The organism is Desulfitobacterium nosdiversum (assembly GCF_049860565.1).
GTDB lineage: Bacteria > Bacillota > Desulfitobacteriia > Desulfitobacteriales > Desulfitobacteriaceae > Desulfitobacterium_A > Desulfitobacterium_A nosdiversum.
In genome coordinates this window covers 3,109,599-3,123,829 of the sequence record NZ_CP172056.1, presented here as the reverse complement: position 1 = coordinate 3,123,829, position 14,231 = coordinate 3,109,599, and the positions used below count along the sequence as shown (strand labels likewise).

The window sequence follows — 14,231 nt, the reverse complement described above, 5'->3', positions numbered from 1 at the left end:
GGATCATTGTGGATACATGGCAAGCAGTTTGGAAGGCACATCCTGATATTTTTATTGCTGATCAATGGCTGGAGTGCCCCAGTGATAAGAAAAAAGATTATCATTTACCGGCCCAGTACGATTACTTTTCAGGGGGAGAAATTTCATTACGCGTAGGAATTATCGCAAGTTCAAAGATTCCAAAAGAGGAAGATTTTCTGCTTGCAGGGATGCTTTGGGGACGCCGTATGAGCAATGGAGCCAAAACGGTGATTTATTTTGTCGCTCCAGATTTTTCACCTTTTTTTCTGCAAGCTCTAAATAAAGTTGGCGGTATATTTAATGCTCGCGCAGTATATTGGCGTGAGAAATTAAATCCCAGTCTCTACCTCATTCCCGAAACTTCGAGCCTGAAGAAAAGCCGGCAATCTTTAGGTGAAGAACGGTTAAATTGGGATAAGTGGCGTCAGGAATTAAATCCAGTAGTTCAGCTCCAGTTCGACGCTGTTAAAACGTATTTTGACCAACTGCATGTACGGCGGGTCAGAGCAGATATCAAGCATCCCAATATTACCTTTCTTTGGGGGAACTTAGAAATTGCCGAGATTCGCCGCAAAGGAAAGCGATTCGAGCTTGCGACTAAAACGAAATGGCTGAAAGATGCCGAATTAGCCCGACAATGGCAAAAGTCGGGCTGGGTTGATGCGTCAGGGGTTATAAACCCTGAATTTTGTCTGGCGATAACGGCTATACTTGATCACCTGGAGGAGAAGGAAAAAAGGGTTGAACTAAAGCCAAAGGATACACTATCCCTTTATTTGCATCAAGGGGAAGGAATTATCAGAACACTCTGGGGAAATGCTTGGGTATGGCCTTGGGTTTCGAAGGAACGAAGCGAGAATTGGATTCATGAACTAAGTCAATGGTTCTATTTTCAGGGAGGCGGACATCTTAGCATTGTTTGTCCCGTCCTTGAAAAACCATTAGCTTTAGCGAGCCAATCCTTACTTTTAAGTTGTGTACTTAAAAATAGTTCTCTCTTGGATTCACCAAAAATAAAATCGGCAAATATTACATGGGATGGCCGAATTATTTGGCTTACAGTAATGAGTATGGAGGAAGATTTACGGTTATTTCAATCCTGGCTAAAAAATCCTGAGCCCTTTCAAATTTGGACGTTGCCAGAAAATTGGCAGGCTCAAGGGATTGAGCAAATATCCTGCCGAAGCATCACCCCATCTGTGTTTAAGCACTTTGATGAATATTAGAAACAAGTGCTGGAAAATGAAGAGGGATTGTTGTTCCTCCCATTTGAGGGGAATCCAGAATTGATAGTTCACCGTGGTGAGCAAGAATGATTCTTTGCGCAATGGTTAAGCCTAAACCGCATCCATCTTTCTTTGTTGTAAAAAAAGGATCAAAGACTTTACTTTTTAGATTTGATGGGATTCCGTTACCCTGATCTTGAATGCGAAGTTCTAAACCATTTTCAATCCCTGTTAAGTTTATTTTTATTTCCCCATGCAGGGGTGAATTTTCAACTGAATTTTGAATGATTGAAAGGAGTGCTTGTAAAAGCTGTTCCTCATCACCGAGTATAGGGGAAATGGGGTGAATTACAGATAATTGGATTATTACCTCGCGCATTGACAGCGTAGGCTTCAAGATTTGAATCACTTTTTGAATTAAAGATTCTGCTTCTATGATTTTAAATTGTGGTGCTGTAGGGTTGGTTAAGAGTAAAAAGTTGCGTATAAGTTTATCTGTAGTTTGAATTTCATCAAGGATAAGTTGATGATAGGGGCGAAACCTTTCTGGAAATTGCTCAGGCCCAATCAGCTGCATGAATCCTTTAACTGTTGTTAAAGGATTTCTTAGTTCATGGGCCAAGCCTGAGGCGACCTGGCGGATAACAGAGTATTTAGCTGCTTGAACATAAGCATCATCACGTTTTTTTTCTTGTGTAATATCAAAAAGAGTAATTATTCGTCCCGTTTTTTGCCCATGGTCTAGGAGCGGCCGAATTATATATCGTAAATATATGAATTCATTCTTTTGAGAATTGTTCTGTTGACCAATACATACATTAGGTAATTCACCCGTATAGCGTCCCCAAAGGTCGAGTTCTGACTTAGGCAGAGCCAATATGGTAAACACTGACTTGCCAAGGAAAGCGGATTCTTTTATATTTAGCAGTCTTTCAGCAATTGGACTGATATACATAATTTTATGGTTGCGATCTAGTACAAGAACGGAATCTTGAGAATGATCGACTGTTTGCATAAGCAGTAAGTCGTGTTCAAGCATAATCCGTAATGTTCGTGCGTGCCCTTGATATAAACATTTTTCTTGATAAAGTGTTGTAAAAAGTAGATAAGTAAAAAGCAGAAGTAGAATACTGGGGAATAAAGGAAATACTTCGATGAAATGACCACGAATAATAAAGACTAAACATAAAAATATAACTATTAGTTGAAATCTTAGGCTTTTTAAGATATGCCCCATTCCAGACCGCATGTATTATGACCCCTTCCAATACCTCCAAGACATTGTATATCTTAACATAATAAGCTAAAAAAATTTGTAAAAAAATAGCGATCAATAAAACTTGATAAGGAATTAAAAATACTGTGAAATTAGAGAGTAAGCTATTTATATAAAAAAAATAAATCCCAAAATAATGACAAATTTTTCATAAAACAAAAACCCAAGATAGTCTAAATGGATTTACTAATGTATAATTATACACAAATAGAGGAGTGATGAATTGTGGGAATTAGGAAGGCTAAACTTACAGATGTCGAACATCTCCAGCGGCTGATCAATGGATTTGCTGAAGAGGGTTTAATGCTTGCTCGATCAAGGCATATGCTTTGTGAACATATTCGGGAATTTATGGTTTATGAGCGAGAAGGGGAGATCCTTGGCGTTGGTGCACTCCATATTCTTTGGGATGATTTGGCAGAAATACGGGCATTAGCGATTGATAAAGAGTACCAGAGTCAAGGCTTAGGAAGAATGCTTGTAAATACCTTGCTTGAAGAGGCCAACGAGTTAGGGGTTCCTAATATTTTTACCTTAACATACCAAGCGGGATTCTTTACACGGTGTGGTTTTAAACTCGTGAATAAAGAGGATTTGCCGCAAAAGGTTTGGCAGGAATGTATTTATTGTGTTAAATTTCCGAATTGCGATGAAAATGCCATGATACTTAATCTAGATCAGTAGATCGGCTTTACTATTTAACTTTTAGTCATCAAGATTGGCTCTAAATTGTAAAAAAACAATTAAATATTTTCAAAAACTAAGCAATTGTAGCACGAGATTTTAGTCTTAGGCTTTGTGCTGAATGTTTTCTGCGTGATGCAGGACGTTTATTTAAGATCGTTTGCAAAAATTGCCACTGTAGTTCTAAGTAGGCGTTACCCAGGTCATGTTCACTCGTACCATGAGATAAGAGGTACTCTCGAGAAGAATCTTCAAATTCGCGAATAAATCTTAATACCTCATCATGAGATGACATCATTAGCATTCCTCCTCTTATTTTTGTTTATTTTAAAATATTAAGCATATTTTGTAGCTCATAATTAACTTATCTTTATTATATTCAATCACAACGATGAAATATGTTGGAATAGGACAACGATCGCATGAAAAAACAAGAAAAGAATGAAGAACTAATGTAATTTTGTGTAATTTCTTGCGGGATCGCTGGGAATTTGACCCGATTTCTTCCAGAGAGAGATATCGAATAATCTCATATTTCCGTATCGAATATGCTTTTTAGCCTGTTGATAATCTTCTAGTATAAAATAACATTCAGCCAGGGAATGATGTAAACTTGCCTTATAACTTAAAGATAACAGAATCTGAGTAAACCATGGGGCCCCATTATGGGGGAAACCTGTTTTTTGAGATAACCGAAGACTTCGCTCATAAATTTTTACAGCTTCCTGATATTTACCTGTTTGTTGTAATACATGTCCTTGAGTGGCAAGCAGCAATGGATCAGATATTGTATATGGATTTTCACGCAAAACGAATAAGGCCTGACGCGTGCGTCCTTCGCGAAGGAGGATGTCGGCAAGTGTAGCACAGAGCAAGGGGTCTTGAGTCGGTAAATATTTTTCAAGAAGAGAAATAGCTTGTTTGGTTTCATGTAAATAAAAGTAGAGTTGACTTGCAAAGCGTGATATAGCTAAAGGACTTGTATCTTGCGTAATTTCACGAACCATGCGTTGGATCGTTAATTTTTTTTCGGGGGGAAGGAAATTTTTCTTTCTGATCATTGCTATATAGGAAAGTAAAGAACAGCTAAGAAAAGCGATAAATGATGCGATAAAGCCGAAACGCCAAAATATAATTGCTCCAATAATAAATGAAAGACTGCATAAAAGAAAAAAGAAATAGAGTTTATAAACATACAAAATTTCTTGATCGAATTCGATTTGCTTCATTCAGTTTCCTCCGTTGTATTACACTTATGTCTAAACTATGCCTATGTCTAAACTATTGCATATTTGACTATATTCATTTATACTAAATTTCATTGGGGGTATAGCTCAGCTGGGAGAGCGCTAGAATCGCACTCTAGAGGCCAGCGGTTCGATCCCGCTTACCTCCACCACTTTAGAATTATATGACATGGGTTTTAGCGATATGTTCTTTTTCGCTAAAACCCTTTAATTTTTACTATATAACTGATTTTTATAATGATTAATGTCAATAGGCCATTACCTAAATACTTCCCTTTTGTCAGAAAGGGAAGTATTTTTATTTCTTTGATTATTAAGTTAACATTTACTCAAATTTTGAGAAAAGGATTGTAATTTCAAATAATCTGTCATAAAATTATGTATGGCATGGTGGTCAGACCACACGATCATAATATAGTATGCTTTTTATGATACGAAAAAAAATAATTCTAGTGGTCGAGATCATCAATATAAAGGTAAATAACATAAGGAGTGAGTGGAGTGAGTGGAATGAACGAGGTTAATGTTTTATATGATCGCTTCAAAAGCAAGCTTGAAGCCGTTTCAGGTGAATGTTATCGTGCCAACACCGCTGCAGGGGCACAAGAATTGATTTGTCAACTTCTCCTAAAGAAGGGGATTCATAGTGTCGCAATGGTGGATTCACCTTTAGCCAAAGAATGTGATTTAGCACATGCCCTTCCTGCAAAAGGAATAAGTCTTCATATGGATAATTATCCGAAAGTTACCGCTACGGCTGAGGCAGGAATTACAGAAATGAAATGGGCGATTGCCGAGCTCGGTACATTAGTTCAATATGCTGTTGATCCCAATGAACGGTTATGCTCCTCATTTACGCCCATTCATTTGGCACTCGTAAAAAGCTCTGCTTTACTAACCAATTTACCTGAAGCATTGAGCGTCATTCATAAAGAACCACAGATTCCCGGCTTTGTGGGATTTATAACCGGTCCAAGCCGAACTTCGGATATTGAACGTGTTTTAACGATTGGAGTACATGGACCTGGCGAATTGATTGCCATCTTTGTTGACGATTCTGTAGAGGAGGGGAAATAAAATGGCAGATGCACAATTTAAACAGAAAATTGAAAATGCACTAGATAACCCTGTCCTAAGAGGGGCATTGGGTCGTTTTGGCGATACGTATGGCCAATCCCGTGTAAAAGCGTATGAAGGATACGATTTTGAAGCATTACGTGATAAAGTTGTTGAGGTAAAATCTTACGCGGCATCTCATCTAGATGAGATGATCGACAAGTTTGAGAAAGCGGCTACAGCTCGAGGCGCAAAGGTTTTTAGGGCAAAAACTGGGGAAGAAGCCAGACAGTATATTCTCGAATTAGCTAAGAAGCAAAATGTTAAAAATATTGTTAAATCAAAATCCATGGCATCGGAAGAAATTCATCTTAATCAAACATTAATTGATGCGGGTATGGATGTTCAAGAAACAGACCTTGGTGAATGGATTATTCAAATGGCTGGACAGCGTCCTTCGCATATGGTTATGCCTGCGATCCATATGACCAAGGAAGAAGTTGCTGATGTCTTTACGGATAATCTTCATTATCAGAATGATCCGGTTATTGCTAAATTAGTAAAGACTGCTCGTGCTGAACTACGTAAAAAATTCATGGAAGCAGACATGGGGATTTCAGGGGCGAATATTGCTGTTGCTGAGACAGGGACTTTAATGGTGGTCACGAATGAAGGAAATGCCCGTCTAACTTCTCTTTGGCCTAAAACCCATGTTTTCCTTGTCGGTATTGAAAAGTTTGTTAATAATTTTGAAGATGCGAGTGCCATTCTTCAAACTCTGCCTCGCAATGGGACATGTCAGCAGATTACAAGTTATGTCACAATGATTACGGGACAAACACCAGCCTATTATCCAGATGGTACAATCGACGGAAAAGAATTCCATATTGTACTGATGGATAATGGCCGGCGTAAAATGTATGAAGATCCAAAGTTTAAAAAGACATTCCAATGTATTCGCTGTGCTGCATGCTTGAATGTATGTCCGGCTTTCCAATTAGTCGGCGGACATGTTTACGGTCATATCTATACCGGCGGAATCGGTACAATTTTAACAAACTTCCTCAATTCTGAAGACGATGCCGCTAATCCGCAAAATCTTTGTCTCCAATGCGGAAAATGTACAGAAGTTTGTGCAGGTAAATTAGATATTCCAGACATGATCTTGGAAATCCGTAATCGCTTAGGAGAGAAGAAAGGATTGCCATTTGTTCAGAAGTTCGCCTTAGACGTAGTATCTAACCGACGTCTCTTCCATTCGCTGTTAAAAATAGCTTCAAAGGCACAGAAACCGTTCACCAAGGGACAGCCTGTTATTCGCCACCTTCCCATGTTCCTTTCTGGTCTAACTGAACAACGGAGTTTACCGGCAATAGCAGATGTGCCTTTCCGGGATATTTTCAAAACTATAAAACAAGATGTTAAGAATCAAAAAGGAACAATTGCTTTCTTTGGTGGTTGTCTTGTTGATTTTGTGTATCCGAAAATTGGAGAAGGCGTTATTAAGGGATTGAATGTAAAAGGCTACAAAGTTATTTTCCCTGAGGGCCAATCTTGTTGCGGTGCTCCTGCAACATACATGGGAGATCGTCAAAATGCCCGTAAATCTGCAATCATGAATATTGAGGCAATGAATGCGGAAAATGTTGATTATGTGGTTTCAGCGTGTCCAACCTGCACTCATGCTTTAAAAGAGAGTTACCAAGAGCTGCTTCAGGATGATCCCGTGATGGCTGAACGTGCTGCGGAATTAAGCCGCAAATCTGTAGATTTCTCTAAACTGCTTTCAGATTTAGGAGGATTAGAGCCAGGCGGAGATGGCAAAAAGTTGAGGGTAACGTATCATGATTCCTGTCACTTAAAACGGAGAATGGGCGTGTATCAAGAACCCCGGGAAATTTTGAAAAACATCAAAGGAATTGATTTTGTTGAAATGAATGAATCCGATCGGTGCTGCGGTTTTGCGGGTTCATACTCAATTAAATTCCCTGAAATGTCTGGTCCGATTCTGGCAAGAAAAGTTAAAAACGTTAAGGAATCAGGCGCTGATGTGGTCGCTGTAGATTGCCCAGGTTGTCTCATGCAAATTACGGGTGGATTGGACCAAGCGGATTCTACGGTCAAGGTCAAACACACTGCTGAACTGATTCTTGAAAAGTGGACAAAATAAGCGTAAAATAGCTAAATTTCTTCCGAGGAGTTTCTGGGTCTTAGGAAGAATATCAACATTACTAAGCAACTCATACATTTTTATTTGGCAATGCGTTGCCTACGATGCGTACGAGTACGTGTATAAGTATTAGTTGCTTCATTAGAGGAAGGCAGATCGCATAGTTAGCTTTAAAAGCATAGTGTGGCACCAGATACGAGAGATGGATAAAAATCTCAGCTATTCTTTTTGGGAAGGAATCAAAACTCATCTTGTAACATGTAACATACATGTTTCGTGAAAGACGAATTATTCGAATTTGCCCGGCTTAATAGGTGTGACTGCAGCACTAACTATTAAAAACTTGCTATTTAAGATAAACTGTCAGCGATAACGCGGCAGTTTTCTTTTTTGTACTATCAGAAAGTATAAAATTTTTATCGGTAGATAGTATAAGTGTAACTAAGGCTTTCACCTGCGCAAAGCTAACAAGTGCGAAGACAGTGCCTTTGGGCGGAAGTCAAGTTTCTTTATTTTAGCCATTATATATTGGGTAAACTAGGAAAATAAAGGACACTCAGCAGGAATTATAAAAGTTAACGAGAAATAATAGTATATAACATTAAGGTTAGGTGGAAACATGATTAAAGCAATTCTCTTTGACTTGGATGGTACTTTGACGATCATGGATCAAGAGGAATTTATGCGCAATTATATTGGACTTCTAGCCCCTCGGTTCAGTCATTTGATTTCACCGGAGAAGTTTGCGAAAAACGTTTTACGTTCTACAGAGATCATGATCAAAGAGCCTAAAGCCGAAAAAACTAACTCGCAAACTTTTTTTGATGATTTTACGAAGGCAACATCGCTGACGTATAATACACTCTGGCCTATTTTTGAAGAATTTTATAAAACGGATTTTCCAGCATTAAAATGTTTAGTTAAAGAAAATGTTGATGGCAGGAAATCAGTTGATAACGCTATTCAGCAAGGGTATGCAGTAGCGATTGCATCTAATCCGGTTATGCCAATTCTTGCTATTGAAGAACGTATTAGATGGGCGGGTTTGTCTCCGGAACAATTTTCATTAATTCCTTCAATGGAAAGCTTTCATTTTTGTAAGCCTCACCTTGGCTTTTATAAAGAAATGACTGAGAAAATCGGTTTAAATCCAGAAGAATGTATGATGGTTGGAAATCATCCGACTGAGGATTTGGCGGCGCGAAAAATCGGAATGAAAACTTTTTATGTAGGGACACATGTAGAAGAAAATCTAACCGATTATCAAGGTACCTTACAAGAACTTAATGAGTTAATCCTTCAAGGTAATTTTTAAGGTTAAGGAGGCTTTTTCTTGGGAGTCATAATCCAGCCTCTATGTGTAAAAAAAACAAAGACAATAACTGTTCCGATTATATCCCCGCATATAAGCCGATTATTTACAGAATTTCTCATCCGCTATGAGGAATGGCGGGTTATTCAAAAGCGCGAGCTTGAGTGGCTAATTGTGACCTTGATTTTGGGATTAACCAGCCTAACATTATGGATGTATCCTCAAATCCATTGGGGGATTGACATTATTTCTTTTTTGCTGTTTATAGGAGTACTTCGTCATTATTTTAGATTGAGGGAGTATTCAAATCATCTTTATGTAAATGTCCATATTCTTCATCATCATTTTCTAGGAAAGTTAGACGTAGGTTTTTGCGACCATCAATATCCTTGCCAGTGTGCAGATCAATTCAAAGCCTATGTATGGAAACAGTATGGAATTTCTTTTTATGGAGATAACTTGTAGAAAGTTAGGAGTAGATTATAATGAAAAAACAAGTTAAAACAACAAATGCTCCCGCAGCAATAGGACCTTATTCTCAAGGAATTGAAATTGGAAATTTAGTATTTACTTCCGGACAAATTCCGCTGACTCCAGCGGGGAATATTGCAGGTCCGAATATAGAGGATCAAGTTCGCCAAGTCTTAAAAAACTCAGAGCAAGTGCTTTTGGCAGCGGGTTCTTCGCTTGATAACGTTGTAAAAACTACTGTTTTTCTTGCCGATATGAATGATTTTGCCGTGATGAATAATATTTACGCTGAGTTCTTTAAAGCGGTGCCACCGGCTCGATCAGCAGTTCAAGTTTCACGCCTGCCTAAAGATGTAAAAATTGAAATCGAAATGATTGCCCTTAAGGGGTAAAAATAAAGGTTAAAGGAGTTTTGTAATGAAAAAATATGTATGCACAATATGTGGTTATGTCTATGATCCTGCAGTCGGTGACCCAGACTCAGGAATTGCACCGGGGATCCCATTTGAAGATATTCCAGAGGATTGGGTATGCCCTGAATGTGGTGTCGGGAAAGATTCATTCGAAATAGCTGCGGAGTAATTATTATAAGGCATTTAGAAAAGGAGAAGGTGTATACGAAGTATACATGCCTTCTCCTTTAGTTTGCTCTGTTTGTTATAACTCAAGAATTGCAGCCTCGTCGCGGTCCAATTTATCCATACATATTTTTAATCTTTGGTTAAGTCCAGGTTCTTTAACGGCATCTCGCATTTGACGCAATAAATCGATTGTCCGCCGAAAGACCGAAATTATGTCTCCTTCATCGAGATTACAAAGTCTTTGAATCTCAGCAAAGGGGAGTCCCTTACTCCAAAAATAAGTTATAACTGAGACGCGAGGATCATAGCGCACAGCATCAGGGCCGCAGACCGATTGAATATAATGTTCCAATTCTTGTACTGGTAACCAATCTAAAACCTGAAGTCTCTGAAAATAATCATTCTTTCTTGATTCAAAGTCAATGGAAGATAAAAGGGCATTTAGCTGATCGTCATCAAGAGAATCGAAAATGTTTGAATAAATCAATTCAGTAACGAGAAGCTCTTGAACATAGATATGGCGTGCACATTCGCCTCTCGGAAGAAGCTCTTCTCCGCGAAGATAACCCATCTGACGAAGATGGTTAAGTTTAAAATGAAAATCAGCAAGGAAAGAGTTTTGGTCAGGGAGACTAATGAGTTCTTTCTTAATTTCTGCCGCATGTTGCTGCAGCTTAGCCATGTTCTTTGTTTCCTGTTCACAGACCGTTAGTTTAGAATTTTGACATTTTTGAGGGTTGACATTCAGAAGCTTTTTCCAAGTTTTTATTTTTCGTGCCATTTCACGCCCGTAAGCCCGATTTTGCCGGCGAGGTCCAAGCGTAGTATAAGCCCGGCTTAAACGATCAAGTTCTTTTTTCTTCGGATGGTATTTTAGAGGGCAAGTAAAAGCCCCTGCATGCTCACATACGATTTGATTTATGTCCGCAAGTTTTTCGTTAATGAGTTTAAGCTCAGAGGTCAGATCTTCATTTGCTTGGATATAACTAAAGGCAGCAAAGCTTTTCTGGAAGTAGAGCTCAATTTGTTCAGGGCTCAGAGTAGCTTGAAGATTGAGGGTAGTATTGTAAGATAGCTTAAATTGACTTGTCAAGGGCTCTAATCGTTTAATATTAAAACGCGGCGGCGGACTTTTTTCCATATAGTTTAAATCAATTAAAGCAAATGAGTAGCCTTTTTCATCAAGTCCACGGCGGCCGGCTCGACCAGACATTTGGAAGAACTCATGATTAGCCAGAGGCCGAAAGTTTCGACCATCGAATTTATTGAGGGAATCAAAACAGACGGCTTTCACAGGGTAATTAATTCCGACACTAAATGTTTCTGTACAGTAAAGAACATGAATAAGCCGCCGTAAAAACAATTCTTCAACAATAGCTTTCTGCATGGGTAATAGCCCCGCATGGTGAAAGGCAATCCCTTTTGTACATAACCGTTTAAGCTGGTGAGTCGAGGCTGACCATTCTTCTTCAGGACCAAATTGCTGCAGGAATGCATTTTCTACTTGAATAGCCTCATTGTGGTTAAGGTAGTTTGCAATTCCTGCAAGTTCTCTGGCTTTATCCGCACATTGTTTACGACTGAAGACAAAATAAAGCGTTGGCAGATATTTGCGATGAATGGTCCGGATTAAGTCCAGATGAGTTGTAGGAGAAAACAGAGGACCGTCCGAATTATGATGAGATTTAATCTGTTGTCGATAGTAGCGCCATAATTGATCATATGTAACAAGCCCCGTATCTTTGGTATAGTAATAATATTCTAAAGGGACGATACGCCGGTGTTCTTCAATAAGCGAAACCTTTTCTTCACGAATGGACTCGATCCAGCGGACAAGTTGTCGGGCATTCGCAATAGTAGCACTGAGACCGAGGATTTTCATGTGGGCAGGGGCGAGGATAATTGATTCCTCCCAGACGGTGCCGCGTTCTTCATCGTTTAGCCAATGTATTTCGTCAAAAATAATATGGGTTACACGTTGCAGAGCAGGATCTTCAGTAATAACTTGATTGCGGAAAATTTCTGTAGTCATAATCAGCAAGGGAGCATCAGGATTCATGACAACATCACCTGTCATGATTCCAACTTTTTCTGACCCAAACAATTCTTTATAGTCTTTAAATTTCTGGTTGCTCAAAGCCTTAATCGGTGCAGTATAAATTACCTGCTGATGAGCTTCAATTGCCTTATCCACAAGATAATCAGCAACTAACGTTTTCCCAGTTCCTGTTGGGGCTGCAACAACAACAGAATGACCTTCATCAATTGCATCTAAAGCTTCTTCTTGAAAACGATCTAAAGTTAAGCCGTGATAAGTCCTTTTAGTCATTTAGATCACTCGTTTCTTACTGGAATTAAGTGATTATAGCTTATTGTTTGGTTTATTTTAACAAACTCGACATAAAGAAGCAAATGAATGGTATAAACCTTAAAATAATACCATATGATTTAATCAAGAAATATGGCTAAAGGGGGGAATTCAGGTGTGCTCCTTGCGCCTTGAAGTTGAACAAGCTATCGGCCTTAAGTTTCCGATTAAAAATGGGGATGCTGTAATTCGGTTTGAGGAATCTATGGAGAGTCCAAGAAGTGCTGAATTATTGATGAAAGGATTATATCAAAACCCGGAAGAGGTCAAACATGGATTTCAGTCCTTGCACCAGGAAACGGCTAATCTTCTCGAGCTTCTTTTACCCCGTAGATCCCGGCTGAAAGATTGGGTCGAGCAGCTTCCTGAGCAACCAAAAGATGCAGAAAAGTTTTTAAAGGATACTTCAGAACAACTTCAGATGCAAGATCGTCGAATATTGCAAATTGAGAAGGAGCTTTTAATTAAACTTGCAGAAACCGGGCTGCATGATCTGTTTCCCATCCCAATAAGCGCTTTTGCTCAAGTTAATTACGATGAGCCGGCAATAAAGCTTTATTTACGTCCATTGGGTCGTTTGGCAGAACTTTTACACCTCAATCCCGATCATTTGCGACATGTTGTCCGTTTACACTTTTTTGTATTATTACTGCTTATTGCCGGTATGGATTTAGATGGTCAATTCTGTCAGCAGAGGAATGAGGAACAGGTTTTAGCAAGATTGGCTTGCTTTTTTACGCTCAAGCAAATCGAAAATCAATCAGAAGAACATGCCCATTGTTATAAAGAGTGGATAAAATCATGGGGGGGAATAACGCTGCTGCAGGACTTTTCGGAGCATAACAGCATAGAGAAAGTGCGCGCCGCCATGATTTTCTGGCGGCGCCGTGCAACATTAACTTGGGAGAAAGCGTGGGAAATTGTCAAATCACTGGAGTCAGAACCATTTTCAGAGTACCCATTTACTAAAGGGTTACAAGGTAATTATAAATTTTATAACTAAAAGCTTAAGGCCAATCAGCGAGTTCTAGCGGTTTAAGAATTTCAAGACGGCTGTCCTGAAGTCTTATAATGCCTTGCCTCTTCCAACTGTTAATTGATCGGTTGACTAATTCACGTGATGTTCCAATCATACTTGCCAAATCTTTATGGGTAAGTGTTCCATCAACAAAAATAGGTTCACTGGAATGAGCCGCAGGCTGAGCTAAGCGAAGAAGTAAAGCCGCAAGAATGCCTGCGGTAGAACGGCTGGTTAAAATACGTATAAATTCCTGATTTAAGCGCAATCGTTTACTTAAAGTACGGATGAGGGCAACCGCAATTTGGGGATTCCTGACTAAAAGGTCAGGAATCTTTTCATTTGGGAGAATAAGCAATTGACTTTCTTGAATTACTTCAGCTGTAGCAGGGTAAGGACCAGGCTCAATTAATAAAATTTCTGCTAAGCTGTCATTAGGACCGCACCAGTCAAGAATTTGCTCATTTCCGTCAGGTAAAGTTTTGCTAAGCTTAATTTGGCCCGAAAGAACAAAGTAAACGAGTGAGCCGATTTCTCCTTCAACGAAAAGGATTTGCCCTTTTCGATAATGTCTGACGATTAAATAAGGAAGAAGGGGTTCAAGATCTTTTTCACTCAATGTTGAGAAAAGAGAGAAACACTTTAATTTTTGAGGGGTAATCAATTGCAAAACCTCCGATTTGAAAAGCAGAACACAACTAGAGATCATATATTACGAAGGGAAATACATTATGTGAGGATGAGCTCTGTGCCAGGAATAGATATCGTCCCAATAGAGATTCAAAATGCAATAAATACTCC

At 39.0% G+C, this 14,231-nt stretch carries 14 protein-coding genes and 1 tRNA gene; 10 read left to right on the top strand and 5 right to left on the bottom strand.

Annotated features, from left to right (window positions below):
* Positions 1-8 precede the first annotated feature (8 nt).
* On the top strand, positions 9-1,247 hold the full coding sequence (locus ACHOLT_RS15035) for a hypothetical protein (RefSeq protein ID WP_425802234.1): 1,239 nt from the start codon (positions 9-11) through the stop codon (positions 1,245-1,247).
* On the opposite strand, the gene ACHOLT_RS15030 is transcribed toward ACHOLT_RS15035, so the two are convergent.
* Complete coding sequence (locus tag ACHOLT_RS15030; protein WP_425802231.1) at positions 1,225-2,286, bottom strand: two-component system sensor histidine kinase NtrB; 1,062 nt, start codon at positions 2,284-2,286, stop codon at positions 1,225-1,227. The genes ACHOLT_RS15035 and ACHOLT_RS15030 overlap by 23 nt on opposite strands.
* Positions 2,287-2,748: 462 nt before the next feature.
* Here ACHOLT_RS15030 and ACHOLT_RS15025 point away from each other — a divergent pair, with 462 nt between their 5' ends.
* Entirely contained in the window at positions 2,749-3,207 is a 459-nt protein-coding gene (locus ACHOLT_RS15025) for an N-acetyltransferase (protein WP_425802228.1), read from the top strand.
* Between the two features lie 76 nt (positions 3,208-3,283).
* Here ACHOLT_RS15025 and ACHOLT_RS15020 read toward each other — a convergent pair whose 3' ends face one another.
* Together ACHOLT_RS15020 and ACHOLT_RS15015 are read right to left on the bottom strand one after the other, a co-directional pair.
* Positions 3,284-3,505: a hypothetical protein gene (locus ACHOLT_RS15020; RefSeq protein ID WP_425802226.1), complete on the bottom strand. Its 222-nt coding sequence runs from the start codon at positions 3,503-3,505 to the stop codon at positions 3,284-3,286.
* 151 nt (positions 3,506-3,656) lie between these two features.
* The gene (locus tag ACHOLT_RS15015) at positions 3,657-4,436 is read right to left on the bottom strand and encodes a tetratricopeptide repeat protein (RefSeq protein WP_425802224.1); all 780 of its coding nucleotides are present in this window, start codon (positions 4,434-4,436) and stop codon (positions 3,657-3,659) included.
* Between the two features lie 94 nt (positions 4,437-4,530).
* On the opposite strand from ACHOLT_RS15015, the gene ACHOLT_RS15010 reads away from it, so the two are divergent.
* From ACHOLT_RS15010 to rd, 7 genes are all read left to right on the top strand, one after another.
* Positions 4,531-4,606: transfer RNA gene (locus ACHOLT_RS15010), tRNA-Ala, on the top strand.
* Positions 4,607-4,964: 358 nt separating this feature from the next.
* Positions 4,965-5,531 (top strand): LutC/YkgG family protein, encoded by a 567-nt coding sequence (locus ACHOLT_RS15005; protein ID WP_425808091.1) that lies wholly within the window; start codon positions 4,965-4,967, stop codon positions 5,529-5,531.
* A gap of 1 nt (position 5,532) precedes the next feature.
* Positions 5,533-7,680, top strand: a complete 2,148-nt coding sequence (ldhH, locus tag ACHOLT_RS15000) for an L-lactate dehydrogenase (quinone) large subunit LdhH (RefSeq protein ID WP_425802222.1) — start codon at positions 5,533-5,535, stop codon at positions 7,678-7,680.
* 619 nt (positions 7,681-8,299) lie between these two features.
* A complete protein-coding gene (locus ACHOLT_RS14995) occupies positions 8,300-8,995 on the top strand; it encodes an HAD family hydrolase (protein ID WP_425802220.1) in 696 nt (231 codons plus the stop codon).
* Between the two features lie 18 nt (positions 8,996-9,013).
* Positions 9,014-9,457: a hypothetical protein gene (locus ACHOLT_RS14990; protein WP_425802218.1), complete on the top strand. Its 444-nt coding sequence runs from the start codon at positions 9,014-9,016 to the stop codon at positions 9,455-9,457.
* A 20-nt stretch (positions 9,458-9,477) separates the two neighbouring features.
* Positions 9,478-9,855 (top strand): RidA family protein, encoded by a 378-nt coding sequence (locus tag ACHOLT_RS14985; RefSeq protein WP_425802216.1) that lies wholly within the window; start codon positions 9,478-9,480, stop codon positions 9,853-9,855.
* Positions 9,856-9,880: 25 nt separating this feature from the next.
* Positions 9,881-10,045: a rubredoxin gene (rd, locus tag ACHOLT_RS14980; RefSeq protein ID WP_425802214.1), complete on the top strand. Its 165-nt coding sequence runs from the start codon at positions 9,881-9,883 to the stop codon at positions 10,043-10,045.
* A gap of 75 nt (positions 10,046-10,120) precedes the next feature.
* On the opposite strand, the gene ACHOLT_RS14975 is transcribed toward rd, so the two are convergent.
* Positions 10,121-12,373 (bottom strand): DEAD/DEAH box helicase, encoded by a 2,253-nt coding sequence (locus ACHOLT_RS14975; RefSeq protein ID WP_425802211.1) that lies wholly within the window; start codon positions 12,371-12,373, stop codon positions 10,121-10,123.
* Positions 12,374-12,527: 154 nt separating this feature from the next.
* On the opposite strand from ACHOLT_RS14975, the gene ACHOLT_RS14970 reads away from it, so the two are divergent.
* Positions 12,528-13,415: a hypothetical protein gene (locus ACHOLT_RS14970; protein WP_425802209.1), complete on the top strand. Its 888-nt coding sequence runs from the start codon at positions 12,528-12,530 to the stop codon at positions 13,413-13,415.
* Positions 13,416-13,419: 4 nt separating this feature from the next.
* On the opposite strand, the gene ACHOLT_RS14965 is transcribed toward ACHOLT_RS14970, so the two are convergent.
* A complete protein-coding gene (locus ACHOLT_RS14965) occupies positions 13,420-14,094 on the bottom strand; it encodes a Crp/Fnr family transcriptional regulator (RefSeq protein ID WP_425802206.1) in 675 nt (224 codons plus the stop codon).
* Positions 14,095-14,231 lie beyond the last annotated feature (137 nt).

Bases quoted from the DNA above. Each gene is read 5' to 3' on its own strand.
- ACHOLT_RS15030 (WP_425802231.1), bottom strand. From the start codon at position 2,286: ATGCTTGAACACGACTTACTGCTTATGCAAACAGTCGATCATTCTCAA.
- ACHOLT_RS15020 (WP_425802226.1), bottom strand. From the start codon at position 3,505: ATGATGTCATCTCATGATGAGGTATTAAGATTTATTCGCGAATTTGAA.
- ACHOLT_RS15015 (WP_425802224.1), bottom strand. From the start codon at position 4,436: ATGAAGCAAATCGAATTCGATCAAGAAATTTTGTATGTTTATAAACTC.
- ACHOLT_RS15005 (WP_425808091.1), top strand. From the start codon at position 4,965: ATGAACGAGGTTAATGTTTTATATGATCGCTTCAAAAGCAAGCTTGAA.
- ldhH (WP_425802222.1), top strand. From the start codon at position 5,533: ATGGCAGATGCACAATTTAAACAGAAAATTGAAAATGCACTAGATAAC.
- ACHOLT_RS14995 (WP_425802220.1), top strand. From the start codon at position 8,300: ATGATTAAAGCAATTCTCTTTGACTTGGATGGTACTTTGACGATCATG.
- ACHOLT_RS14985 (WP_425802216.1), top strand. From the start codon at position 9,478: ATGAAAAAACAAGTTAAAACAACAAATGCTCCCGCAGCAATAGGACCT.
- rd (WP_425802214.1), top strand. From the start codon at position 9,881: ATGAAAAAATATGTATGCACAATATGTGGTTATGTCTATGATCCTGCA.
- ACHOLT_RS14975 (WP_425802211.1), bottom strand. From the start codon at position 12,373: ATGACTAAAAGGACTTATCACGGCTTAACTTTAGATCGTTTTCAAGAA.